Annotated in this window: 24 protein-coding genes; 13 read left to right on the top strand and 11 right to left on the bottom strand. The window is 50.4% G+C overall.

The window, feature by feature from the left end; translation table 11 throughout:
* The first annotated feature begins 13 nt into the window (after positions 1 to 13).
* The 3 genes from AC50YG_RS01550 (at position 14) to hmpA (ending at position 3,358) form a co-directional block, all read left to right on the top strand.
* Complete coding sequence (locus AC50YG_RS01550) at positions 14 to 439, top strand: DoxX family protein (protein WP_494824205.1); 426 nt, start codon at positions 14 to 16, stop codon at positions 437 to 439.
* Between the two features lie 164 nt (positions 440 to 603).
* On the top strand, positions 604 to 1,548 hold the full coding sequence (locus AC50YG_RS01555; protein WP_494825248.1) for a glycoside hydrolase family 43 protein: 945 nt from the start codon (positions 604 to 606) through the stop codon (positions 1,546 to 1,548).
* Between the two features lie 553 nt (positions 1,549 to 2,101).
* Positions 2,102 to 3,358 (top strand): NO-inducible flavohemoprotein, encoded by a 1,257-nt coding sequence (hmpA, locus tag AC50YG_RS01560; protein ID WP_494825249.1) that lies wholly within the window; start codon positions 2,102 to 2,104, stop codon positions 3,356 to 3,358.
* On the opposite strand, the gene AC50YG_RS01565 is transcribed toward hmpA, so the two are convergent.
* Entirely contained in the window at positions 3,359 to 3,886 is a 528-nt protein-coding gene (locus tag AC50YG_RS01565) for a Crp/Fnr family transcriptional regulator (protein WP_341278071.1), read from the bottom strand. It lies immediately after the preceding gene.
* Between the two features lie 209 nt (positions 3,887 to 4,095).
* Here AC50YG_RS01565 and AC50YG_RS01570 point away from each other — a divergent pair, with 209 nt between their 5' ends.
* The gene (locus tag AC50YG_RS01570) at positions 4,096 to 5,367 is read left to right on the top strand and encodes a molybdopterin molybdotransferase MoeA (RefSeq protein WP_494824207.1); all 1,272 of its coding nucleotides are present in this window, start codon (positions 4,096 to 4,098) and stop codon (positions 5,365 to 5,367) included.
* Positions 5,368 to 5,553: 186 nt separating this feature from the next.
* Here AC50YG_RS01570 and nrdD read toward each other — a convergent pair whose 3' ends face one another.
* Both nrdD and AC50YG_RS01580 read right to left on the bottom strand, forming a co-directional pair.
* Positions 5,554 to 7,521 (bottom strand): anaerobic ribonucleoside-triphosphate reductase, encoded by a 1,968-nt coding sequence (gene nrdD / locus AC50YG_RS01575; protein WP_494824208.1) that lies wholly within the window; start codon positions 7,519 to 7,521, stop codon positions 5,554 to 5,556.
* Positions 7,522 to 7,535: 14 nt separating this feature from the next.
* Complete coding sequence (locus tag AC50YG_RS01580; RefSeq protein ID WP_494824209.1) at positions 7,536 to 8,204, bottom strand: radical SAM protein; 669 nt, start codon at positions 8,202 to 8,204, stop codon at positions 7,536 to 7,538.
* Between the two features lie 121 nt (positions 8,205 to 8,325).
* Between AC50YG_RS01580 and mobB the strand changes: the two genes are divergently transcribed.
* Entirely contained in the window at positions 8,326 to 8,838 is a 513-nt protein-coding gene (gene mobB / locus AC50YG_RS01585) for a molybdopterin-guanine dinucleotide biosynthesis protein B (protein ID WP_494824210.1), read from the top strand.
* Between the two features lie 270 nt (positions 8,839 to 9,108).
* On the top strand, positions 9,109 to 9,708 hold the full coding sequence (locus AC50YG_RS01590; protein WP_494824211.1) for a GNAT family N-acetyltransferase: 600 nt from the start codon (positions 9,109 to 9,111) through the stop codon (positions 9,706 to 9,708).
* 41 nt (positions 9,709 to 9,749) lie between these two features.
* Here the strand turns inward: AC50YG_RS01590 and AC50YG_RS01595 are convergent, their stop codons facing one another.
* From AC50YG_RS01595 to AC50YG_RS01615, 5 genes are read right to left on the bottom strand one after another with little or no spacing between them, the layout of a single operon-like run.
* Entirely contained in the window at positions 9,750 to 10,055 is a 306-nt protein-coding gene (locus tag AC50YG_RS01595; RefSeq protein WP_494824212.1) for a metal-sulfur cluster assembly factor, read from the bottom strand.
* A 31-nt stretch (positions 10,056 to 10,086) separates the two neighbouring features.
* Complete coding sequence (locus tag AC50YG_RS01600; RefSeq protein ID WP_494824214.1) at positions 10,087 to 11,319, bottom strand: hypothetical protein; 1,233 nt, start codon at positions 11,317 to 11,319, stop codon at positions 10,087 to 10,089.
* A gap of 13 nt (positions 11,320 to 11,332) precedes the next feature.
* The gene (locus AC50YG_RS01605; protein ID WP_494824216.1) at positions 11,333 to 11,911 is read right to left on the bottom strand and encodes a DUF2249 domain-containing protein; all 579 of its coding nucleotides are present in this window, start codon (positions 11,909 to 11,911) and stop codon (positions 11,333 to 11,335) included.
* 22 nt (positions 11,912 to 11,933) lie between these two features.
* Positions 11,934 to 12,254 (bottom strand): hypothetical protein, encoded by a 321-nt coding sequence (locus AC50YG_RS01610; RefSeq protein ID WP_341278061.1) that lies wholly within the window; start codon positions 12,252 to 12,254, stop codon positions 11,934 to 11,936.
* Between the two features lie 44 nt (positions 12,255 to 12,298).
* On the bottom strand, positions 12,299 to 12,538 hold the full coding sequence (locus AC50YG_RS01615; protein WP_341278060.1) for a DUF2249 domain-containing protein: 240 nt from the start codon (positions 12,536 to 12,538) through the stop codon (positions 12,299 to 12,301).
* A gap of 227 nt (positions 12,539 to 12,765) precedes the next feature.
* On the opposite strand from AC50YG_RS01615, the gene lpdD reads away from it, so the two are divergent.
* Positions 12,766 to 13,131: a prenylated flavin chaperone LpdD gene (gene lpdD / locus AC50YG_RS01620; RefSeq protein ID WP_494824218.1), complete on the top strand. Its 366-nt coding sequence runs from the start codon at positions 12,766 to 12,768 to the stop codon at positions 13,129 to 13,131.
* Here lpdD and AC50YG_RS01625 read toward each other — a convergent pair.
* The gene (locus AC50YG_RS01625) at positions 13,128 to 14,111 is read right to left on the bottom strand and encodes a multicopper oxidase domain-containing protein (protein ID WP_494824219.1); all 984 of its coding nucleotides are present in this window, start codon (positions 14,109 to 14,111) and stop codon (positions 13,128 to 13,130) included. The genes lpdD and AC50YG_RS01625 overlap by 4 nt on opposite strands.
* A 169-nt stretch (positions 14,112 to 14,280) precedes the next feature.
* On the opposite strand from AC50YG_RS01625, the gene AC50YG_RS01630 reads away from it, so the two are divergent.
* From AC50YG_RS01630 to AC50YG_RS01640, 3 genes are all read left to right on the top strand, one after another.
* Entirely contained in the window at positions 14,281 to 15,408 is a 1,128-nt protein-coding gene (locus AC50YG_RS01630; protein ID WP_494825250.1) for a TIGR04053 family radical SAM/SPASM domain-containing protein, read from the top strand.
* A gap of 21 nt (positions 15,409 to 15,429) precedes the next feature.
* Positions 15,430 to 17,688 (top strand): nitric-oxide reductase large subunit, encoded by a 2,259-nt coding sequence (locus AC50YG_RS01635; RefSeq protein WP_494824220.1) that lies wholly within the window; start codon positions 15,430 to 15,432, stop codon positions 17,686 to 17,688.
* A 97-nt stretch (positions 17,689 to 17,785) separates the two neighbouring features.
* Entirely contained in the window at positions 17,786 to 19,075 is a 1,290-nt protein-coding gene (locus tag AC50YG_RS01640; RefSeq protein ID WP_494824221.1) for a hypothetical protein, read from the top strand.
* Between the two features lie 6 nt (positions 19,076 to 19,081).
* Here the strand turns inward: AC50YG_RS01640 and AC50YG_RS01645 are convergent, their stop codons facing one another.
* Positions 19,082 to 19,765 (bottom strand): Crp/Fnr family transcriptional regulator, encoded by a 684-nt coding sequence (locus AC50YG_RS01645; protein WP_494824222.1) that lies wholly within the window; start codon positions 19,763 to 19,765, stop codon positions 19,082 to 19,084.
* Between the two features lie 175 nt (positions 19,766 to 19,940).
* Between AC50YG_RS01645 and hemG the strand changes: the two genes are divergently transcribed.
* A complete protein-coding gene (gene hemG / locus AC50YG_RS01650; RefSeq protein ID WP_494824223.1) occupies positions 19,941 to 21,401 on the top strand; it encodes a protoporphyrinogen oxidase in 1,461 nt (486 codons plus the stop codon).
* A 107-nt stretch (positions 21,402 to 21,508) separates the two neighbouring features.
* Complete coding sequence (gene ric / locus AC50YG_RS01655) at positions 21,509 to 22,216, top strand: iron-sulfur cluster repair di-iron protein (protein ID WP_473757431.1); 708 nt, start codon at positions 21,509 to 21,511, stop codon at positions 22,214 to 22,216.
* A gap of 92 nt (positions 22,217 to 22,308) precedes the next feature.
* On the opposite strand, the gene AC50YG_RS01660 is transcribed toward ric, so the two are convergent.
* Positions 22,309 to 23,025 (bottom strand): Crp/Fnr family transcriptional regulator, encoded by a 717-nt coding sequence (locus tag AC50YG_RS01660; protein WP_494825252.1) that lies wholly within the window; start codon positions 23,023 to 23,025, stop codon positions 22,309 to 22,311.
* Positions 23,026 to 23,258: 233 nt separating this feature from the next.
* Between AC50YG_RS01660 and mobA the strand changes: the two genes are divergently transcribed.
* Entirely contained in the window at positions 23,259 to 23,888 is a 630-nt protein-coding gene (gene mobA / locus AC50YG_RS01665) for a molybdenum cofactor guanylyltransferase (protein WP_494824224.1), read from the top strand.
* Positions 23,889 to 23,963 lie beyond the last annotated feature (75 nt).

Raw genomic sequence — 23,963 nt, forward strand, 5'->3', positions numbered from 1 at the left:
AGGAGCTGAAAGCGTGTATCAACAAAAGCATTTGAAAAGGCTTGAATTGGGATCTTTTATATTAAGAATCGTAATGGGAATCATCTTTATATTTCACGGTGTCGACAAGTTTGTTATGGGCATGGATAGCGTTTCAACGATGTTCAACAACTTTGGCATTTCGGGATTTTTCGCCTATGTGATAGCAACTCTTGAGGTAGTGGGCGGAGCTGCGCTGATTCTCGGCCTTGAAACCAAAATATTTGCCGCCTTATTCGGCATTCAAATGATTGTTGCGACCTTGTATGTATCGTGGGAAAAAGGCTTGATCAACGGCTTTGAAATAGATTTGCTGCTCTTTGCCTGCTGTGTCCATTTGACCATGAATGGCAGCAGCTGGCTATCGCTCGACAATGTGTTTCACGGCGGCAGAAGAAGGGTCCAGTCAGAGGAAGCCTAAGCCTTTACGATACCTGTCATTGAGCGAGGGCTGGCTTTTGTATATAATGAGGATACGTATGGGTGAGCTTGACGAGAAAGGTTGGAATGATGCAGTTGCCAAATGGAGAAAAGACGGCGGAGACAAAATCATCGAAGCGTTTACAGCCGATTACAACGCAATTTATGCAAAATGAAGGTAAAGCGATCGTTTTGCAGCGCGCTGATCCGTGGATTTATAAGCATGTAGACGGCTGGTATTATTTCACGGCAACTGAGCCGGATTATAATTATATTGAGCTGCGCCGCTCGCAGACGATCGTTGGTTTAGCTGATGCGGAGCCGATTGCAATCTGGCACAAGCATGAGAGCGGCGAGATGAGCGAGAAAATTTGGGCACCTGAAATTCATTTTATCGATGGCCGCTGGTACATTTATTTTGCTTCGGGCAGGACGGATGCAAGCTTTGCTCATCGTACCTATGTGCTTGAAAATGAAAGCGTTAATCCGCTGGAGGGCGCATGGACGGAGAAGGGCAAAATCGTAATGAACTGGGAGTCCTTCAATCTGGATGCTACGACGTTTGAGCATAAGGGAGAGCGCTATCTGGTTTGGGCGCAAAATGATCCAGCGATTAAAGGCAATACGAACCTGTACATCGCGGCGATGGAAAACCCTTGGACGATTCGCGGGACTCAGATTATGATCGCAACCCCGGAATACGATTGGGAAAAAATCGGCTATTTGGTTAATGAGGGGCCAGCGGTCATCAAACGGGGCGGCAGCATCTTCATCAGCTATTCTGCAAGCGCTACCGATTTTAATTATTGCGTTGGTTTGCTTACGGCATCTGAGGACAGCGACCTGCTTGCTGCTGCTTCGTGGACGAAATCGCCGGAGCCGGTATTTAAGACGGATGAGGGGCGTGATCAGTATGGGCCGGGCCATAACGGCTTCACTGTAGCGGAGGATGGCGAGACGGATGTATTCGTGTACCATGCCCGCACCTATAAGGAGATTGAGGGCGACCCGCTAAATGATCCGAATCGTCATACGTTCGTCAAGCAGCTGCATTGGTCGGAGGATGGCAAACCTGATTTTAAGGTCTGGAATGAAGGCTGGACAAGGTGAAGGGGCTGTCGCCGTCCTCTGGCGGCGCGGCACGTTTCATTCCGAGAAATAGAGAGAAAGGATGGAAACATCCTATCCTTACCTATATTTTCAAAAAAAGTGGCCCACATCTCTGTGGGCCTGTCCTAGTTATATGATCAACTGTGGGGTTGATAGTTATTATTATATAAACAAAACCTTAGTCGAACCTTAAAGAACTTTGTCTAACGATTGTCTAAAACGTGAATGATTGACGTCAAATGTGACAAAATTCGCTATAAGGTTGAAAAAATGCTCAAATCCAGCTGAAGCCCTTGCTTTAGCTGGATTTTTTTGAAATATAATCCTATGATAATGATCACCCTTATTATGGACTTATTTTTCACCCGCGAAATGATAGCTTTGCCGCCAGGCGTTTTTCTTAGTTTTTCACTTTTGTCGATTAACCCATGGGAAACTGTCACAATTCAGCATTCTTTATTGTGATTTCAATCACAATCAAAAACGTATTCCTTGTTTATACTGGTGAAGATCAAGTTTGAAGGATACTTAAACCCGTGAGGAGAGTGCGATGATGCTGAGTGAGAAGACCATTGCCACAATTAAATCTACCGTTCCTGTATTGGAAGTCCACGGCACAACAATTACGAAGCGTTTCTATGAAACGATGTTTGCGGCTCATCCGGAGCTGCTTCATATTTTTAACCATGCCAATCAAAAACAAGGCAAGCAGCAAGCAGCGCTCGCAAATGCGGTTTACGCTGCCGCTCTTCATATTGATAATTTGGCTGCTATATTGCCAGTTGTGAAGCAAATTGCCCATAAGCATAGAAGCTTGGGGATTTTGCCAGAGCATTATCCGATTGTTGGGAAATATTTGCTTGCTGCGATCAAGGATGTGCTGGGCGATGCGGCTACGGATGATATTTTGCAGGCGTGGGCAGAAGCCTATGGTCTAATTGCCGATGCGTTTATCGGCGTGGAGAAGGAAATGTATAAGCAGGCAGAGCAGCAGCATGGCGGCTGGGAAGGGTTCCGGGCTTTTGTGGTCAATAAAAAGGTTCAGGAGAGCGACAACATTACATCCTTCTACCTCCTGCCGGAGGACGGCGGTGCAATTGCAAGCTTTAAAGCTGGGCAATATGTGAGCATGAAAAGGGAACTGCCGAATGATGCTTTTACCCATATTCGCCAATATAGTTTATCGGACTCGCCAAGCAAGCCTTATTACCGCATTTCGGTCAAACGCGAGGATGGGCGGGATGACCAGCCTGCTGGCAAAGTGTCTGTGTCTTTGCATGAGCATTTGCGCGAAGGAGATATCGTTCATTTGTCAGCACCGGCGGGCGATTTTACAGTGGATTTGGAGGATACGCGGCCTGTCGTGCTCATTAGCGGCGGCGTTGGGCTGACACCGATGATGAGTATGCTGCATGCTGTAGTGGAAGCCAGTCCAGAGCGGCCGGTTACCTTTATCCATGCGACCACGAATGGAGACACGCATGCGATGAAGGAGCAGGTAACCGCGCTTGCCGGCCGTCACCCGCAGTTGTCCGTGTTCTACTGCTATACGCAGCCTACGGCACATGACAAGGCGCTTAAAGATTACCACAAGGAAGGGCTGATCAATTTCCCATGGCTTCGCACAGCTATTCCGACGACGGATGCCAGCTTTTATTTTTGCGGACCACAGCCGTTTATGAAAATGATCAATCGCGCCTTGCGGGTGTTTGACGTTCAGGCTTCCGATATTCATTTTGAGTTTTTTGGTCCGGCTGAAAGCTTGAACGATGGGCAAGGCGAGCAGCAGGAAACAGCCGATACCGTTTAATTAGAAGGAGGCTTTCTTCACTGCGCTCTCGGTGGCCTTTGCGCGCAGCAGCCGATTGACTGTTTCGCGGCGCAGCCCGATCAGCTGTCCAATTTCATCCTGCGTCAGCACATCGCAAAGGGTAGCTGGTGAAATATACTGGTCGAACCATTGCTCCAGCTTGCGGAGCTTATCAATCGGTGCGGCCTGCGTCAATTGATCGATGCGCTGCTGCATCATGCGCAGCTTGTTTTGCAGCAGCAGCGCAATATCGCGGCATTTTTCCGGCTCGCTCTCCAGCGTTTGGTACCATTCTCGGGGCGGCAACACCTCAATATTGCAGGTGACCAGCGCTACAGCTGTTCCGTGATACGCCTGCTGGGTAATGAGCGAATGATGGGGAATCGTTTCTCCAGCGGTGATAATATTCATTAGAATGGGATTGCCATCCTCATGCAGGCGAATAATTTTGAGCATCCCGCTTTTAATGTGGTAGAGCGGTCCTAGCTCTCCTTGACGGAACAGTGTTTCTCCTTTATGAAGCAGCATAACGAGCATCTTCCTTCCTAGTATTTCTTATATATAAATGATAACGGCATTTCATAGACGGGATCAATCAGTGCCAGGCTGATTGGTCTTTTTTTTTGCAATATAGACATGCATAAGCTATTCTTTAGTGACCTATCTCACAGTGGTTTGGCACATTATACTGGTACATTGAAATAAATGAGAACAGCTTTTGAAAGGACGACCTTCTAATGAACATACACAAGGAGAAGAACGATAGCAAGCATCAGAGAAAAGCAGTGACGCTAGGCGACGCGCAGCAGGCCTTGCTCGATCGGGTCCATCAGGCCGGTACGGTCAAAATAGCATTGGCCGATGCAGCAGGCTATGGCTTGGCCGAGAGTATTCACGCACGAGAAGCGATTCCGCATTTTCGCCGCTCCGGCATGGATGGCTACGCCATCAGAACGGCGGATTTGCAGCAGCTACCTGTTATGCTGGAAGTTATTGAACAGCTGCCAAGCGGAACTGTGCCGACAAAAGTGATTGTGCCTGGCACAGCGGCACGAATTATGACCGGCGGGATGGTGCCGGATGGTGCCGATGCCGTCATTATGCTGGAAATGGCTGAAGAGGCCGAAAAGGCTGGCCAGCCTTATGTCATGCTGCGCAAGGCGGTACCCGCCGGAGCGAACATATCGCCAATCGGCCAAGAAGCACTTGCTGGTGGGCTAATGCTGGAGGCGGGCGAACGGATCGGGCCGGGGCAGATGGCTCTGCTGAGCGCACTCGGCTGCGCGGAGGTTCGTGTGCACCGCAAGCCGCTCGTTGCGATCGTTTCAACCGGGAGCGAGCTGTTGTCCATTAATGAGCCGCTGGAAGGCGCCAAGATCAGAAATAGCAATATTTATATGCTGGCGGCCCAAGTGCGTGCATGCGGCGCTGAACCGCTTTTCGTGGAGCACATTGCTGATGATTATGCGAACGCTGAAAGCATGCTGTACAAGCTGCTCGCAAGCGACGTGGATATCGTGATTGCAACGGGAGGCGTATCTGTCGGGGATTATGATATTATCGCTGATTTTTTCCAGCAGTGGGAAGGGGAAACGCTGTTTAATAAAATCGCGATGCGCCCAGGCAGTCCAACGAGCGCAGGCATATGGAAGAATAAACTGGTTTTTGGATTGTCCGGAAATCCGTCAGCATGCTTTATCGGCTGTGAATTATTGGTGCGTCCCGTATTACTCGCCATGCAGGGGGAGCATAAGTCAGCTGATGTTCAGGGGCATGATGCTTTTCTTGCAGCCGATTATAACAAGGTTAATGCTTATCCCCGCTATGTACGGGGCATTCGATATTTCAACAACGGACTAGTGTACGTAAAGCAAGAGGGCGTGGATATGTCGAGCGCGCTAGTTACGTTAAAGGATGCAAACTGCCTAATCGTCATTCCGCCTACGAAGACAGGCATCAAGGCGGGGACGCTTGTTACGGTCATTCCTCTTGCCGCTTCTACTTTATAAGATTGGGCAGTCCTGCACTGTACAAATTTGCCCTATAGCGTACGTCATGAAAAAGCGCCGCCCGTTCAACTCCCGAGCTATATTTCGGAAGGGAAGAGGGGCGGCGTTGTGCGGTACAGCATAATTTGTGGTTGATGCGCACGGGATTATTGCGCAGCCGCCGCACTCGGACATCTTAGCGTTAAATCAAGAGTCTGCTGCAGAGACGGCAGCGGCAGTGCTAACACGCTCAACAGCGTCCTCCTTCATACGTTTGCGTGTATTCCAGTCAAAACGCCGCGCATTGCTCCAAAAATTATATTCTCCTGTATAGTAGCCCTGTTCATCTACCTCGAGCTTTTTGCGGGCAATCATTTTGACATAACCAATGACGCGGCTGAAGGTGGCGATATCGTCGCTGCCGCATACAGGACAGGCGTGAATGTTTTTTCCATCCTCAGCGACGATTTGCTGGCTGCAAGTAAGACAGCTTGTCAGAGTCGGCGTGAGCGTAATATATTGAATCGGCTTCTCGAAAATTTTCTTTAAATAATCGGCGAGTCTCTCCGGAGCAAGCTTCGTTTCAAGGAAATGATGCAAAATGCTGCCAGAGGTCGCATAAGCCTGAAATTCAGCGCTGTTCTCCACCTGACGCAGAAAATCATCTTCGCTGAACGGCAGCATGCAGCCCGAGGTTAAATAAACGTTATCCCCTGTACCCTGTAGGAAAATACTGCGGTCATGGTTTTTCGCCCATTTAACATCATGACGGGCCAGCTTGATCGCGGCATTTTCACCTGGTGCATATTCGATGCCGCAGGCAACCTGATCGCGGACGATAAATTCATTGATCGTCTCTGTCATGAACTGCATGATTCGGTGGGCGAGCTGCTTGCCTGCCTCATTGTTCATCCCGCCCTCATAGCCGATATTGATTAGCCCCTCATGCATGCCAGTAACGGCAAACACATTAAAATAATTGGACAAATCACGGTTTAAGGCGAAAAAGGTCGGATACAGCTCTTTGTTTTGCTCAATCCACTTGCGCTTGGCCATATGGCCTTCCTGCATAATGTTCAGCAGCTCCTTGATTTTCGCAAGCAGCGTATCTTCATGTCCGCCGTATTCCATTAGGACGCGGTTCATGTTTAAATTAAGAACTTGTACGGCACCGGTAGAACCAGTGGAGCTGCCAAAAATCCCGCTTCCGAGACGTGACAATACTGTTAAGTCTATTTGCAGTCGGCAGCACAAGCTGCGGCTGACCTCGGGATCACGCGGTTTAATATAAGGGTTCAGACGGCGATAATGCTCGCTCTCGAACGGCTTGCTGCGGAAGTTTTCGAAATAAACGCCGCCCCATTGGTACATGCCGTCCAGCAGCTCTAGAAACAACGGATTGCTGTAGTCAAAATAATCGTCAATCGGTACTGTCAAAAGCGGAAAGGTGAACGGGATGCCATTACCTGTACCTTGCTTCATCACCGCAATAACCGCCTCGTTAATCCGGTCAAAGTAGGCGGATGGAATTTCCTTGTAGCGCATGTCCAGTGGCGAGCCGCCAATGACGACAAAATCATCCTTGATTTCATCAGAAGGCTTGCCAAATTCCAGCGTAATGTTAGTGAAGGCAGATTGCGAACCACCGCGCAGCGGCATGTTCATTTCCCAGATCAAGCTTTGGAACAACTGCTCAAGCTCCTCGGCGGTGAAGATATGGCCTCTGACAGTCTCCTCATAATAGAGATAGGAGGCGGATACCGTCGTCATCTGCGAAAGCATGACAGCGCCGGATACCTGCTGCGACATCAGTACGACGAGATTGCTAAAATGCCGCAGCAGCGTTTCGAGCTTTTTTGTCGGCTGCGAGGACATCATATTTTTCGCCAGTGTTGGGATGCCGTTCGCCGCAATATCCTTGCAGCCTACACTTAGGCAATAAGGGCTAAGCTGCTTGTCGTGAATGTACACAACGCCATCCCAATAGAGCTCGGTAAGCGCGGGCGGCAAAATATGCTCCAGCAAATACTCCTCCTCGGCAAAATTGTTCAAATTATGGCGCAGCAGCGGCAGCGAGTAGACAAAGTTGCTGTTTTCTCTTTTCAAGTAGTCGGCTTGCTTCGTCTCGGACCCGGAAGTAAACGTGCGGATAATATCGGTAGATTGGCTAAACATCATCGGCCTCCGTTCTATTTTTGCGGTGGATGGTAGGGATTCAGGGAATAAGGTACAATACTGTCATACTTGTCTTTCAACTGCTCAACATAGGAGGCAATCTGGACGAAAAACTCCTCGCTCAGCAGCGGGTAACGAACCGTCCTTACTTGGCTCAGCCTGCTGTTGTGGCGAATGACGAGATCGACGGAGTCGAGGATGTCCTGACAGAAGCGGACGGAAGGCTGGGCGCCGATAATTGCCTTGAACACCTCGGCATCCTCCACTGGGTCGAGCAGGTGAAAGGGCAGCTTCATATCGATATGAACGCCGTCGATCAGCGCCAGTTCCAGCAGATGCTTCAGTTTGCCAGGGAACGTGCCATTCGTCATAACAATGATTTTCCCTCTGAAAATAAGGCGCACACGCCGCAGGAAGCTTTCCAGCTCAGCCGCGCTGCTGATTAAAAATTCGCCCCCGCTGAACAGCACGGCGTCGAACAGCCCATCGCTGCCGCTCAGCCGCTCAAGCGTCTGCTCTGGGGTTAACAGCAAATGCGGAATCGGCTTCTGCGCGATTAATTCCGCATCATTATGGCAGCCGTAGCAGCGCATATTACAGCCGTTCCAGGCGTGAATCAGCAGGGAGAGATGCCCAGGCAAATCTGTAAAGGTACGGATGAACCGGGGGTAGAAAGTCAGCATCATATTCTCCTTTCCACTGAAATAACTACATTTAGTTTCAGAAGTTAATGATAATACAACATGTGGTAGTCGTGAAGTGATAGGGATCACAGCAACGTGAGAAAAAGAAGGAGAGGGACCATTGCAAACTTCCATTATTCAAATTGTCGGCTTTAAAAACACCGGAAAAACGACGCTGACCGCAGCGCTGGTCAAGCAGCTCGCCGAAGCCGGCTGCCGCGTCGGCACGGTTAAGCATGACGGACATGATTTTGACATTGATCATCCGGGTACCGATACATGGCAGCATCGCGAGGCGGGTGCGCATAAAATCGCCATCACCTCGCCGCATCGCACGGCGATTATGGAGCAGCGGTCGACGCCGCTGAAGGAGCTGCTTCAGCAGTTTGGCGACATGGACTGGGTCATTGTCGAGGGCTTTAAACAAGAGTGTTATCCGAAAATTGTCTTGATTCGCGAGGAGGAGGACGAGGCGCTCGTTAAACAATTAGAGCAGGTCGTTGCGGTTGCATCATGGTATCCGGTGAGTTTTGGTGGGCTCCCGGTATTCGATGTGCAGGACAGCGCTGGTATGGCAGCTTGGATTCAGGAGGAACGTGGCAAGGGAGCATTCGTGCTGGAGGAACCGACATAAGGGTATAAGCGGGGTAAAACCGCCCGCTAGAGTTGGTATCGCTCCTTGAGAAGCGCGTAGTGTTACTAGGAATAGGCAGCAACACGAATAGGAATAGGAGTAGGAATAGGCAAGCCGCGATGAGGATCATCGGCAGCTTGCTTATTTAGAAGGCTGTTTTCTGAAATATTGTTGCTAAATAAAAAACAATTATAGTCATTATAGCCTCGCAATAGATTCACTTAGAGAGGTATGATAGACATTAGTACAGTTTATAGAGGGAGATTTATTATGAACACAAATGCTCGTTCCGATTCCAAAGAAAACATTTTTACGATTGAATGTAAGGATGTCATTCTACGAGAATTTTTAGTTGCGGATTTAAATGATTTTCATTCACTCACCTGGCAACCTGAAATACATGAATTTTTGCCAGGCTGGAACGTATCGAAAGAGCAAAGGGAAGATTGGTTTATCAACTATGAAATTCCAGAAAACAAACAGTTTTTGAATGCTGTATCAACAAGTGAAGACATTGGTGAACTCCGTCTGCGACTAGGAATTATTTTGAAAGAGACAGGAGAATTTATCGGTTGGTGTTGTTCAGGAATTAAAGATGAATTGCCACCGCCAAATCGAGAAATCATGTATGCAATTTCTAAGGAACATAGAGGTAAAGGATTTACAACCCAAGCGTCACAAGGAGTGATTAATTATTTGTTTGAGAGTACGAACGTTAAGGTGCTTACTGCTATTGCTCTATTAAATAACGTTCCGTCCAATAAGGTAATACAAAAATGTGGTTTTCACTTTCAGAGTATTATTGAGATGGATAACGAAAAATATAACTATTATAAACTTGATAAAAAGGATTGGGCCGGCAAACGTTAGCTTTGCCGCCAGAGGATGGCGAAAGCCGTTTACGCTCGTACCTAGCAATAACCTAAAAATTCCTTCGCCTCCTCCGACATCATGGCAGGCTGCCATGCAGGCTCCCAGACGACATTAACGTCGACAGAGGTGAAGCCCAGCTCCCCCAGCAGCACATGTCGGACGCCGCCAGCAATCATATCGTGCATCGGGCAGCCTGGCGTTGTCAGCGTCATGATCACGGTAATATGTTCAGCTTCCCAATTCAAGTCGTATACAAGGCCGAGATCGACAATATTGACTCCCAGCTCGGGATCATGCACCTTCCGCAGCAATTCCCATACTTGCTCCTTCGTACCCTCTTCCATTCTGCTTCTCTCCTCTCCAAAGTGCTGCTTTTCATCTTGTAAAAACCAAGGCGATTAATGAAATATAACCGAGTGAAAATAAGGAAAAGCCAAGTCCGCCTACAAGCGCCAGAAACGGCAGGCTGAGCAGCAGCCCCGCAAACAGCAGCAGCAGGGAAAAAGCGATGCCGGTAAGCCCAAGATTGACGCCGTTATCTCCCAGCAAAGCGGCCATGGTAGGTATGCCTGGTTTGCCGACCTGCGGACCGTATTTTTGCGTCCACCATAGGAAGGGGACGATTTTGGACAAGTAGCATAAAATCATAAAACTGGCCCAGCCTCCTAAATAAATCCAGCCCGCAGCTGTTGCCAGCTCAGCTGAGCCAAACGCCTGCGGATAAAACGCCGTATAGATCAGCGCGCCGATGGCAAACAGCGCAATAGCGCGGCAGCTGTTCAACGACCATACGATGCCTGCGCCGGGATGGCGCTTATGCCGATGCTTGCGAATTTGCGCAAGGTGAGCATTGTAGGCAAGCAGCGCAAGCACTAGAAAGAGCAGCGCGGTCCATTTTGCCCAGAAGCCCCAGTCAAACAGGAAGGAGGCAGCGCCCATCAGCACGCCAGCATTCCATAAGCCGAGCGTGACATAGGACAGGCGGGCGGGAAAGCTGTGCGCCAAATAAAACATCGGCAGCATTTTATAGCTGAAGCCGGTAATGAGCAGCCCGAACCACCCTAAGGTGCCGAGCCAAATATGGGCACCGAACATGCGCTCATGCAGCCCGCTCCAGGCATTGAGGGCGAAGTTCATCCCCATCCCCATGCCGGATAGCCCTGTGAGCGCCAAATACAATACAGCGCAAGCGGTGCTGAGCGTGATGGCATTCCACTGCGCGGCGCGCCATAGGGTATAAATGACATTAAAGGCGAACAGCAGCAGACCGATTAGAGCGAGCACGGCAAACCCAGCAATCCAGGCAACCTCGCCTTTAATGAACCCGTAAAGCAGTCCGCACACCCCGGCGGTGAAGCAGCCGTAATGGACGTAAGCGAGTCGTTCACTAAATATTTTTGATTGTAAAATAACATGTATGAGCTGATATACAGCGCCCATTGCAATCATCGTTGCCCATCCAAGAATGATGAGATGGATGTTGAACCAGCCTGTGGGCCCGCGAACAGGATCTCCTATCCAGTCGGCAAGCGACAGCAGGGAGGTGAGGTGGAACAAGGTGAACCCGGCGATACCCGTTGCGATAAAGAGAAAAGGGAGACGCAACATAAGCTGAGGCCTCCTAGCTTTTTTGAATGAACACTTGTGCGGTACCGTCTTCCTGCTCTTCAATTGTAAAGGCATATCCAAGCGAGTTAAGCTCCTCAATGAGAAAGACGGGAACTCTATCATTATGAATAATAACTTCATCGCCGATGCCCAGCTTTTCCAGCGCATGCAAGGTGCGAATCATCGGCTGAGGCGGCTCCAGTCCACGGTTGTCCAGCCGAATGATTTTTTTGCCAGAATGCTCTGAAGAAGCTGGGGAGGCTGCCACATCTGTATCTGCTGCCGCTTCCCTTACTGCCTCTTCCATCACCGCATCTGGCTCAACATCCCATTTCTGCAAGAAGCTTTTATTTTTCTTGTTGACGAAAGTGACGCTCCAGTGCTCAGGGCCAATCTGCTGAACTTTATTGGCGTAGCCCTTTACTTTCATCAAGCCAAGCAGCGGGGTAGGCTTGAAGGTAGCATGGAGCACGAGCACATCATGGGTTTCCAACTCCTTCACCTGATCCATAATGAGCTGGAAGGGCTCCAGCTTTTGGCGCAAATAAGGCCTGACATCAAGCTCCACAATTCGGGTTTGCTTAGCTAGCATGGCTGCTCTCCTCCTCCGATCGTTAAAGGTAAAGCCTCGCTTCCTCGTACAGCCCCGTCATTCCTCCGTATAAAGCATAGAAAAAGGAGTCCGGCGCATCGAGTGAAAAGGAGGTGTATTGCTTGGGGTCCGTATTCAGCATCCGCTCGAAAAGCGATGCGCTGTCGTAAGCATAAAAGCAAAAATACGTATAGTTGAACTGCGGCATTTTTTCCACCATGGTGACGATGTCGAACGCATATTCCGTAATATGGGTCTGGGCATCGCGGATCATGGTCAGCGCATCCTCCAGCTGGACCGCAATTTTAATCGTTTTTTCATTGACGATAGTCACTTCGGCCATCTGCTTGCCTCCTTATCGAAGCTATTCTACAAAGCTTTTTGCTGCTACAGCGCAAGCTTTCCGATTTTGACGCGAAAAAGCTCAGGGCCCTGCTCGATATATTCCCAATCAAACTGATCCTTGTACATCGATTCGAATTGGAAGCGGAGCGGCACGGGATCATGGTCGTTAATGAGCAGCATCGCTTCGGAAGGCTTAAGCTCCTGAAACGTTTGAAAAATAACTTTGTGCTTTAATTGCGGCGGATACTCCGTAGCGTTGACAGTTGCAGTGAAAGCTTGCATAAAACATTCCTCCTCGAAAAGATTGGTTATGGCTATGTCTAAAGCATAATCGAAAGCGAGAGGCGGCTTTGTGACGGGAATCACATTGTGCGGGGTAAAGGGTATGCGAGCAGGCGATATGCTGCGGGTGACGGCTGTCACAGCCATCCTGCCTAGTTTGCTGTAGACTCGCGGTATAACGAAAGGAAAGGCCGCGCTGATTGAACGCGGCCAAGCGGGAGGGGAATATGGAGCAGCAAATGGAGCATAAAAAAGAGCTTGAACAACAGGTGGACATTCGGGTGCTGCCAATGGGCAGCGATTTAGTCTTTCTCATCACCGGGGGAGCCGCCCATATTGGCGCCTCAGCTACCGCGTATTGGACAGCATGGGGCGCTCATGTAGCTGCTCCCAAATGCGAAACCATCACACTGCCAGGTCACCAAGAAGGAGAGCTGGCAGCGGAACTGGCGATGCTGGCGGCAAGCACCCTCGGCGTAACCGCTACTGTGGTCGTGGGCATACATCTGGAGCAGCCGACTCGCATTGAAATAACGAACATTGTCAATCGAACGAGAGAGGGCATGAAGCAGAAAATTGCGCTTCTGCGCTAATGCTTCATCGCCGGCTCATGCGTATCCTTGCCGTCTTTTGTTACGCGTAATATCGCGGTGGCGCCCTTGGAGGCATCATTAAACTGATGCGTCACAATCGGGTAGTCGCCTTCCTCGGTAACAGTCACCTCGACCACAGCACCGCCGCTTGCCGGAAGCAAATAGGTTTGCAGGCCGTACAGCACATTTCGCGGATTGCCGTCCATATAAACCCGGTCCAGCAGGGTGCCTACAATATGAAACGAGCTGACCTCGTTCGGACCGGCGTTATTGACATAAAACCGCACCCGATCTCCGACTTTGGCAAGGAAAGGCTGTTCTTTCAGCCCAAAATCATTGCCATTAAACACGACATAGATAGGCTCATCATTTAAAAACGCTTGATAGTCATGCTCCGTATACCACTCGCTTTGCACAATCGTGTATTCCCGGTCAATGTCTGCATCGCTAGGATAACCATTCGTAGGCGCTACAATAATCATGCCGTACATGCCGTTTGCGATATGAGCGAGTGCCGGACTTGTCCCGCAATGATACATAAACACGCCCGGCGACTCCGCTTTATAACTAAAGTGACCTTCTTCATTCGGCATCACATCGATGAATTTTTTGCTTGGCGCAGCATGAACGGCGTGAAAATCCATCGAATGGGGCACGTTTGGGTCCATATTTTTCAGCGTAAAATCAATCGTGTCGCCTTCGTTCACATGCAGCACAGGTCCGGGTACCGTCCCATTGAACGTCCACGCATTGTAAAAGACGCCTTTGGAAATTTCTACATCGGTTACCTGGGCAGTCATTTCAATCTTTACCGTGCTTCCCTCCCGGTGAATAATCGGTGCTATAGGCGGCTGATTCAACGTTTCCGCCGCTTCCGCAATAGCGGCCGCATCATTATCCTCCGCAGGGATGTATGCGCAGAAAAGAGCGATTGCTCCCAAAATTGCGATCACAATCATCATATGCCTCACATTCAGCATGGTCATCCTTCCTTTCAATCCAGTAGATGCCTAAAGAGATATCGTATACCTCAACAATAAAGTAAGGTGCCGCTTGCGAATGTGACGGGACGCACAGTTGCGCTCCAGAATGTTTTCTAAAATAAGGACAGTTTCTATTTTGCTAAGGAAAGGAGGGAGAAATATGAGCATGACCGTAAACAAACAGGAGCGCGATTACAAGGTTAATCCATTTATCGTCATTTGGGAGGTGACCCGCGCCTGCGCGCTCAAATGCCTGCATTGCCGAGCAGAGGCGCAGTACAAGGCAGATCCTCGTCAGCTAACACTTGCTGAAGGCAAGCGGCTGATTGATGAAATCGCGGCGATGGATCGGCCGTTATTTGTTTTTACAGGCGGTGATCCGCTAATGCGGCAGGACTTGTTTGAGCTTGCGAAATATGCGTCCGAGGAGCAGGGACTGCCGGTTTCGATGACACCTAGCTCCACACCGAAGGTTACTTATGAGGCGATTTGCAAGGCAAAGGAAGCGGGCTTGTCGCGTTGGGCGTTCAGTCTGGATGGCTCGACAGCGGACATTCATGATCATTTTCGCGGAACGCGGGGCTCGTTTGACCAGACGATGAAAGGAATCGCATATTTGCAGGAGCAGCAAATTCCACTGCAGGTGAACACAACCGTGTCGCGCTACAATGTGGACGATTTGCCTGCAATCGCCGAGAAGGTGAAGGAATTGGGCATCGTCTTGTGGAGCGTGTTTTTTCTCGTCCCGACGGGCCGTGGAATGGAGGCAGATATGATTTCGCCGGAGCAGCATGAGGCAGTAATGATGTGGCTGTGCCAAATTCAGCGAATGATGCCGTACGGAGTGAAAGCGACGGAAGCACCGCATTATCGCAGAGTTTTTATGCAGCAGCAAAAGCGGGAGCAATTGGAGAGGCGAAAATATGCGGGTGAGGAAATAGCGGGATGCATAGATACAGGCGGGGGTATGGGCAAACATGCCGACATGCTGGGACGTGCGCCCAAAGGCGTCAATGATGGGGATGGCTTTGTTTTTATTAGCCACACGGGGGATGTTTATCCAAGCGGTTTTCTGCCGATTGCATGCGGCAATGTACGCGAGCGGCCGCTCGCAGACATTTATCGGCATTCCCCCATCATGCAGCAACTGCGGGATAAATCGCTGTTAAAGGGGAAATGCGGAATCTGTCGCTTCAAGCACATATGCGGCGGTTCAAGGGCGAGGGCCTATGCCCTCACTGGCGATTATTTGGAGAGTGATCCTTATTGTGCTTATATACCGAGTTTAAATTAAATAGGTAAAGGCGGGGTGTTCATGCCTTATAAAAAGCTATGGGCGGCATTGGCGCTCGTATTTGTTCTATCCTTTGGCATATTGCTCTATTACGGCGGAGAAATTATTCAGGAGAAGCCGCCGATCCCAGAGCGAGTGGTCACGGAGCAGGGGGATGTGATTTTTACTAAAGCCGATATTATGGCGGGTCAGCAGGTGTGGCAGCGAATGGGCGGTCAGGAGCTGGGCAGCATCTGGGGCCATGGCTCCTATGTAGCGCCGGATTGGACGGCTGACTATTTGCATCGGCAGCTTGTGTTTATGAATGATTATAACGCGCAGCAAAAATACCAGCTGCCTTATATCCAGCTGACCGAGGAGCAGCAGGCGGAGCTTAAAGCCACGCTCAAGCGTGAAATCCGCACCAATACGTATGCCACACAGACGGGTGACCTTATCATTACATCACTACGGGCATTGACGGCTTCTAAGCTGGGTGACTATTATGCAGCTGTATTCGGAGATGCGCCTGAATGGGACGTATATCGCGAGCAAATCGCGCTGCCGGCCAATACGATAAGCTCAGCGGCGGACCGCGAGAAGCTAAACGCCTTTTTTTGGTGGGCGACTTGGTCGACCTCGACGAATCGAATAGGCTCGGATATTACGTATACGAATAACTGGCCGGGCGAGCCGCTCATTGACAATGAACCGACAAGCGTTTCGCTGCTCTGGTCCATTGTGAGCGTCGTTTTGCTGCTTGCCGGAGTAGGAGCGCTTGCTTGGTATTACGCCGTACAGCGGAGCAAGGAGCAGGATGAGAGCGGACATATACCGGAGCAAGATCCGCTCCTGCAAGTAAAAGCGACGCCTTCCATGCGCGCGACGATGAAATATTTCTGGATTGTGACGGCGCTGATCGCCGTGCAGGTAGGTCTCGGAGCGATTACGGCCCATTACGCGGTAGAGGGCAATGGCTTTTACGGCATTCCGCTTGCGGAATGGTTCCCTTATAGCGTCACGCGAACCTGGCATCAGCAGCTTGCGGTATTTTGGATTGCGACCGCATGGCTCGCAACGGGTTTGTACATCGGACCAGCGATTTCGGGGCATGAGCCCAAATACCAGCGTTTAGGGGTGAACATGCTATTCGGCTGCCTGCTGCTGATCGTTGCCGGTTCAATGGCGGGCGAATGGCTTGCGGTCAAAGGCTACATTACAAGTGCGACGCATAATTTTTATTTTGGACATCAGGGCTATGAATATGTCGATTTAGGCCGGGCTTGGCAAATTTTTCTGACGGTCGGCTTATTTATCTGGTTTTTCCTCATGGCGCGGGCAATTTGGCCGGCTCTGAAGAAAAAGGGGGAGAGCCGTCATCTGCTGACGCTGTTTCTGATTGCTTCGGTTGCGATTCCGACATTCTACATTCCGGGCTTAATGTGGGGGCCTCAGGCACATTTGACCATTGTGACCTACTGGCGCTGGTGGGTCGTTCATTTATGGGTGGAAGGTTTTTTCGAGGTATTCGCTGCTGTTGTTATCGCATTTCTGTTTTCTCGCATGGGGCTTATACGCACGGCAACCGCGACTGCAACGGTGCTGTTCTCAACCGTTATTTTTCTTGCTGGCGGCATTATTGGCACGTTTCATCATCTATATTTTGCCGGGACGCCGATTGGGGTGCTCGCTTTCGGTGCATCGTTCAGTGCGCTTGAGGTCGTGCCGCTGCTATTGATTGGGTTTGAAGCTTATGAAAATTTGCGTCATGGCCGGGCAAAGCCGTGGGTAAAACGCTACAAATGGCCGATCTTTTTCTTCGTCGCCGTATCCTTTTGGAATTTGGTCGGAGCAGGTCTCTTTGGCTTCCTGATCAATCCGCCCATTGCGCTTTATTATATGCAGGGGCTGAATACGACGGCGCTTCATGCGCATACCGCGCTGTTCGGCGTTTATGGCATGCTCGGAATCGGGCTTATGCTGTTCTGTCTGCGCGGGCTCACCGGAGAGAAGGAATGGCGGACGAAGCTGCTGAAATTTTCCTTCTGGTCGTTTAATATTGGCTTGATGACGATGGGGCTGGCAAGCCTGCTGCCCGTAGGCATACTCCAAACGCTGGCGAGCATGGAGCATGGGATGTGGTATGCGCGCTCTGCCGAATTCCTTCATACCCGCACGATGCAAAATCTTGTCTGGCTGCGGGCTGTCGGCGATACGATTTTCGCTCTAGGCGTAGTAGGCATTGTTATTTTTGTTATCGGTTTGGCGACAGGCCGATCCTATAAATCGGACGTTAGCTAATCATATACGCTTGCTGGAAGTCTGCATGCTGTAGGGCTGTCAAGCGGCGGGCGAATCGCTGCTTGACAGCCCATCTTAGACGAAGGAGGAGGAAGGCTTGCCCAAAAGCTGGATTCATCTAACGCTTGGTTATTTCCTCGTAACGGCGGTAACTGGCCTGCTGATGCGCAGTATGGCATTTGTCACGCTACCGGGGCTGCGATACGATTATTTGCTGCATGCCCATTCCCATTTAGCACTGCTCGGCTGGGGATATATGGCGCTGTTTATATTGTTTCTCGCTGTCTTTTTTAACTCAGCCAGTGGCAGCGCAGAGGGCGTCTTCAAGAAACAGAAAATCCGCGTGATGCTGGTGACAACACAGCTGACCCTAGCCGGAATGTTTTTGGCGTTTTGTATCCAAGGCTATGCCGCCGTATCGATCAGCTTCTCGACGCTGCAAATTTTGCTTTCCTACTGGTTTGCTGGATGGGCGTGGAGAAGCTTAGCGGCAATGGCAAGAGAAGGAACCAAACCGGAACGAGAAAAAGGCTCAAATCCAAGCGCGAGTCAGCCGCTCTCCTTTCTGTTCGTCAAAGGTAGTCTGCTATGTCTCGTCATTTCCTCGCTTGGTCCTTGGGGGCTTGCCCTGCTGAGTGCCAATGGATGGAAGGGTAGTCCGCTATATGAAGCAGCGATTTATTTTTATTTGCATTTTCAATATAACGGCTGGTTTACGCTCGGCTTGCTCGCGGTGCTGCTGCGGCTGATGGAACAGCGGCAAATCGCCTATTCTGTGAAAATCGTCAAGCTGCTGTTTTGGATGTACGCGCTGGCAATGCCGCCTGCATTTCTACTATCGGTGCTCTGGCTGAAAATAGGGCTGGCCGCCCAACTCGCCGCAGCGCTCGCTGCCGTCATTCAGTGGGCGGCTATTTTGCTATTTTGCGCCGTCCTGCTCAAAGCCCGCTTCGCTTTGTCCACCGTATTCACAGGCTGGGCGGCACGATTGCTCGTGCTTGCGCTGCTGCTCGCGGCAGTCAAGGCAACGCTTGAGCTGGGCCTTATCGTGCCGCAGCTGGCGGAGGCTATTTATCAATCGCGCAGCATCGTCATCGGTTATTTGCATCTGACGCTGCTCGGTTTCGTAAGCTGCCTGTGCCTAGCGCTTTTCCTCCAGCAGGGCTGGCTGAATGGTAAGGGGAGGACGGTGCATATCGGTTATATGAGCTTTATTGCTGGTTTTCTGCTGAACGAGCTGACGTTATTTTTACAAGGCTTATTCGATTGGACAGGTCGCGGGGCGCTTGTATTTGTACAGGAAGCCGTCTGGGCCGCAAGCCTGATAATGGTGACGGGCATCGCCTTATTCTGGGGAAAAAGAAAGGCCGCACAAGTGCAAGGCTAACCGCCTTCACTTGTGCGACCAGGTTTTTAATGCTTCATAGTCATGAATCAGGTAGCCGCTCCGTTGAGGCTCCAAAATCCCTTCCTTACGCAGCTGATTAATGAGCCGGTTGACCGTTTCCCTCGTCGTGCCAATCGTATTGGCAAACTCCTGATTGGTCATCGGCACCTCCACATGGACGCTGCCGCCGTGCTCCGTTCCATAATTTTCTGCAAGCTTGAGCAAGAAGGAGACGCCGCGGTCCTGCACATCCTGCCCTGTGAGCTCCTGCAATTTTTCCTGCAGCTCCATTATTTTACCGCTCAATACGCGCATTACCTTAATGGCGATCGCCGGCGTATTCATCATGAGCTGCTCGAACGCATGAATAGGAATGGCCAGCAGCTGCGTCTCCATAATCGCCTCTGCCGTTGCCGGGTACGGGTGCTGGTTGAAAAAGCCCGTATGAGGAAACATATCCCCTGTTTTGAGGAAGGACATAATATGCTCATTGCCGTTTTCATCGGTTTTATAGGTTTTAATCAGCCCGTTCTGGACGAAAAACACGGCCTCTTTATGACTGCCCTCCGTAAAAATAGCGGTCCGCTTGCGGTATGACCGAGGAATGACAATGGCCCATATCCGGGCCAGCTCATCCGGCGTCAAATCGCGAAATAAAGAAATTTGGCGTAAAAGCTCCATCTGCTGCATCGCCGTACACCTCCGTTTTTTTCATTATAACTCAGACGATTTAGGCGTTATGTGACGCTAGTCACAGGTGTAGTCTATCTCTTCAATCATGTACCGCCTATTTCCCGTTCGTATGACCCATATCACATCCGCTCTGTTTCTGGCGTGGTATCGTAATCTGTACAGATGAAGGGGGATGGCAGAATTGGGAGAGGCACCTAAGCAAATCATCATCATTGGGGGCGGCATAACAGGTCTGAGCGCCGCCTTCTACATGCGAAAGCTGCTGGATGGGCAGCAAATATCGGCAGAAATAACTCTTATAGAAAAAAGCAGCAGCCTTGGCGGGAAAATAAAAACGCTGCGACGGGATGGCTTCCTCATCGAGCAGGGGCCGGATTCGTTCATGGCACGCAAGCAGCCCATACTGGATTTGACAAGGGAGCTTGGTCTTGAGCCGGAGCTGGTAGCGGCGAATCCGAAAGCGAAGGCGAACTATATTTTGCATAAGGGCAGGCTGCATCAAATGCCTATGGGCCTGATGCTCGGCATTCCGACGGAAGTGACTCCGTTTATGAAGACGGGGCTGTTGTCGCCGCTGGGCAAGCTGCGTGCAGCCTTTGATTTATGGCTGCCGAAGCGGGAGGAGGCAGGGGATGAGTCCTTAGGTACCTTCATTGAGCGGCGGCTTGGCCGTGAGGTGCTGGAGCAGGTTACGGAGCCGCTGCTGGCGGGCATTTATGCTGGAGATGCCAAAGCGCTCAGCCTGCAAGCGACCTTTCCGCAATTTCGGCAGCTGGAGCAGCGGCATCGCAGCTTGATTTTGGGCATGCTCGCCAGCAAGAAGCAGACGCGTGTAATGCCGAAGGAGCTGCCGGAAATAGCCCGCCGCAGCCTGTTTCTCACGTTTAAAGGCGGGCTTGGAAGCCTGATCGAGCGTTTGGACGAGCAGCTTTGCTCCATCCGCCGGCTGACTGGACAAGCGGTCAAGGAAGTGACGAGGGAAGGGCGGCGCTATCAGGTTCGGCTTGAGCACGGAGAGGAGCTGCAGGCGGATGGCGTTATTATGGCGCTGCCGGCTTATGAGACCGCCGTTTTACTGGAAGGAAGCGCAGGAATGCAAGTTCAGGCGCAAAGATCAATACAGGCGCTGCACGACATTCCCTATGTATCGGTTGCTAATATCGCGCTAGCCTTCAAGCAGCAGGACATTAAGCTTCCGCTGAATGGCTCCGGATTTGTGGTGCCGCGAGGCGAGGGCCGAATGATAACCGCATGCACCTGGACGTCGTCAAAATGGCTGCATACGGCGCCGAATGGTCATATTCTATTGCGGGCTTATATCGGACATGCGGGGGCGCAAGCCTGGACAAAGCTCACGGATCGCGAGCTGCTGGATGCTGTTCGCCAAGATTTGCAGGCGATAATGGGCATTGCAGCTGAGCCGCTTTTTACGGAGCTGACCAGGTGGGGACGGTCGATGCCGCAGTATCCAGTGGGGCATCTGGAGCAGTTGGCGAAGCTGCGTGAGGGGCTTGCGGCTAGCCATCCCGGCATATTGTTGTGCGGCTCCGGCTATGAGGGAGTCGGTCTGCCGGATTGTATCGGGCAGGGAAGGCGAGCGGCTGAAGCGCTGCTGCTATTTTTCAAGCAGTGATCCTCATCACAAACATGCTAGCTGGCCTGCGCTATACTAACAGCAGCTAAAGGCTTCATCAATTTAAAAGGCCGGAGCTGCAACATTATTTTATGGAGGTGCGACAAATGACCATATTTAACGGTACAGAGAAAATTGGTGAAATTGTGACGCGTTATCCGGGGGCAAGCAACCTGTTTCGAGCCTATAACATTGATTTTTGCTGCGGGGGCAATCGCTCGCTGCATACGGTGCTGCGGCAGCAGGGAACGGATGAAGCTTTGTTTTTAAGCGCGCTCAATGAAAATTTTGCCGAGGCCAGCAAGCATAAGGGAGAGGATATCGACTGGAGCAGCAGACCTTTTACGGAGCTGATTGAGCATGTGATTCAGACGCATCATGTGTATGTCCAGCAGGAGCTTCCGCTGCTTAGCGAGTTTACGACGAAAATATTGCGGGTGCATGGGCATAAGCAGGCTGATGTGCTGCCCCGGCTGCATAGATTATTCCACGAAATGAAGCTGGAGCTGGAGCAGCATTTAATCGACGAGGAGGAGCAAATCTTTCCACTCATCCGCCAGTATGAGCAGGAGCCATCCCCCGAGCTGCACCAGAAGCTGACAGCGGCGATAACGGAGCTTGAGTCCGAGCACAGCCAGGTAGGTGATCTGCTCAAGGAAATACGTGCGGTTACGCATCATTTCGAGCTTCCGGAAGGGGCATGCCGTACGTATACGTTAACCTTTCAAAAGCTGGAGGAACTAGAAACCGATCTATTTCAGCACATTCATTTGGAAAATAATATTTTGTTCCCGCGCGTTCTTCAGAGCGCATAGCTTCATTTTAAGATAGAACAGATAATATAAAGCAAATAAATAATACAGAAAAAAAGCCTTCCTACAGGTTGAACCATTGCAGGAAGGCTTAATTAAATGCGGCAAACCTCCTTCGGACATTGCTCGCAATTGCAAATCGATTTCAGATGCTCGATGTCTTTCAGCACGATATAGCCGTGATCGAATGACAATACCTCTTGTTTTTTTAGCTCGCCGAGCATGCGGTTGACGCTTTCCCTAGCAGCGCCGATATAGTCGGAAAGCTCGGTATTCGTTATTTTCTCAGAAATCAGCACGCCCTCCTCCGTTTGCTTCCCGAAAGAGTTTGCCAGCCGAATAAGCGTCGAGGCCAAAGCTCCCTGCTTCCCATAAATGACGAGGTCGCGGAATTTAGTCTGAGTCAAACGATGCATAAGCCCCATCCACTTCATAAATTCAATCGCCAAATCGCCATGCTGCCACAATAAAATTTCTAAATCGCTTTTTTGAATAACGCCGATGGTGCAGTCCAGCACGGCCTTTGCGCTTGAGCTGTGGCAAGTAGGCTTGAAAGGATCGAACTGGCCCAGAATATCACCTGTTTGATATTGGGAGAAGACAAATTCCTTACCGTCGGTATTGTGTTTAATCAGCTTAACGCGGCCTTCCATTACATAATAGAGCTTGTCGTCGGCATCGCCCTCCCAGAAAATATGGCTGCCGGCTGGAATATGGTGGGTATACATAATTTCATTGAGTTTCTCAAAGCTGGTCTCTGAAAAACAAAATGTATTGTATACGTTTTGTGTGTAAGGTCTCGCTACTGTCATTGGTTTCATCCCCAATTACCGCCTTTGCTGCTAGTATAGCGGGACTATCCGCTTGAAATAACTTACTCCCAATGTAACAGAAGTCCATCATCGCCAGAGTGACTAAAATCACACTTTGGCCATGAAAATTGTAAATAAAGCCTAAGAGAGTGATATTTGTAACAGTATCGCCTTATAAAACCTTCTATAATGTAGCCAGAAAAGGGTGTCCACTACAGAACGGAGGGACATATATGCTGACGGGAGCCATATTAGCCGGCGGGCAAAGCCGCAGAATGGGCGGTCGCCATAAAGGTCTGCTTCCTTTTGTAAACGAAAGCATTGTCGAGCGGCAGATCCGCACGATGAAGCAGCTTTGCGCTGAAGTCATTTTAGTAACGAATGACCCGCGAAGTTATTTGCCGATTCTGGGGAGCAGCATTCGCATCATTACAGACTATATTCCAGGCAAAGGGCCGCTGAGCGGCATGCATGCCGCCTTAACCCTAGCGACACATTCGGACATTTGGGTCGTGGGCTGCGACATGCCGCTTATTTCAAGCACGGTTGCCGAGCAGCTGTGGAGGGTGAAGCGGGAGCGTCGCTCTGCGGCGGCAATTCCATCTGTGGCTGGCAAGCTGCATCCGCTGCATGGCGTCTATGACAAGCGCAGCGCTGGCGAAATTGAGAAGCTGCTCGATATAAAAGAATACCGAGTGATGACTTTTCTGAACCGGATTTGCTATAACGGAGTAGATTTGCAGCAGCTCGAAGCACCGGCCGAGCAGCTTAGCTGTGTGACGAATGTGAACACGCCTGAGGACTACGAACGCCTCATCAGCTTGTATGACGCAGCCTTGGCCTCTCAAACTTCCAATGCCTAGCTTCAGACAGATGCTTTGAATTCAATTTTCCTTAACGCTGAATAGAGCGGAGGAAAATTGTTTTTTTTTTTTGAA

Source organism: Paenibacillus sp. J31R34 (assembly GCF_059383715.1).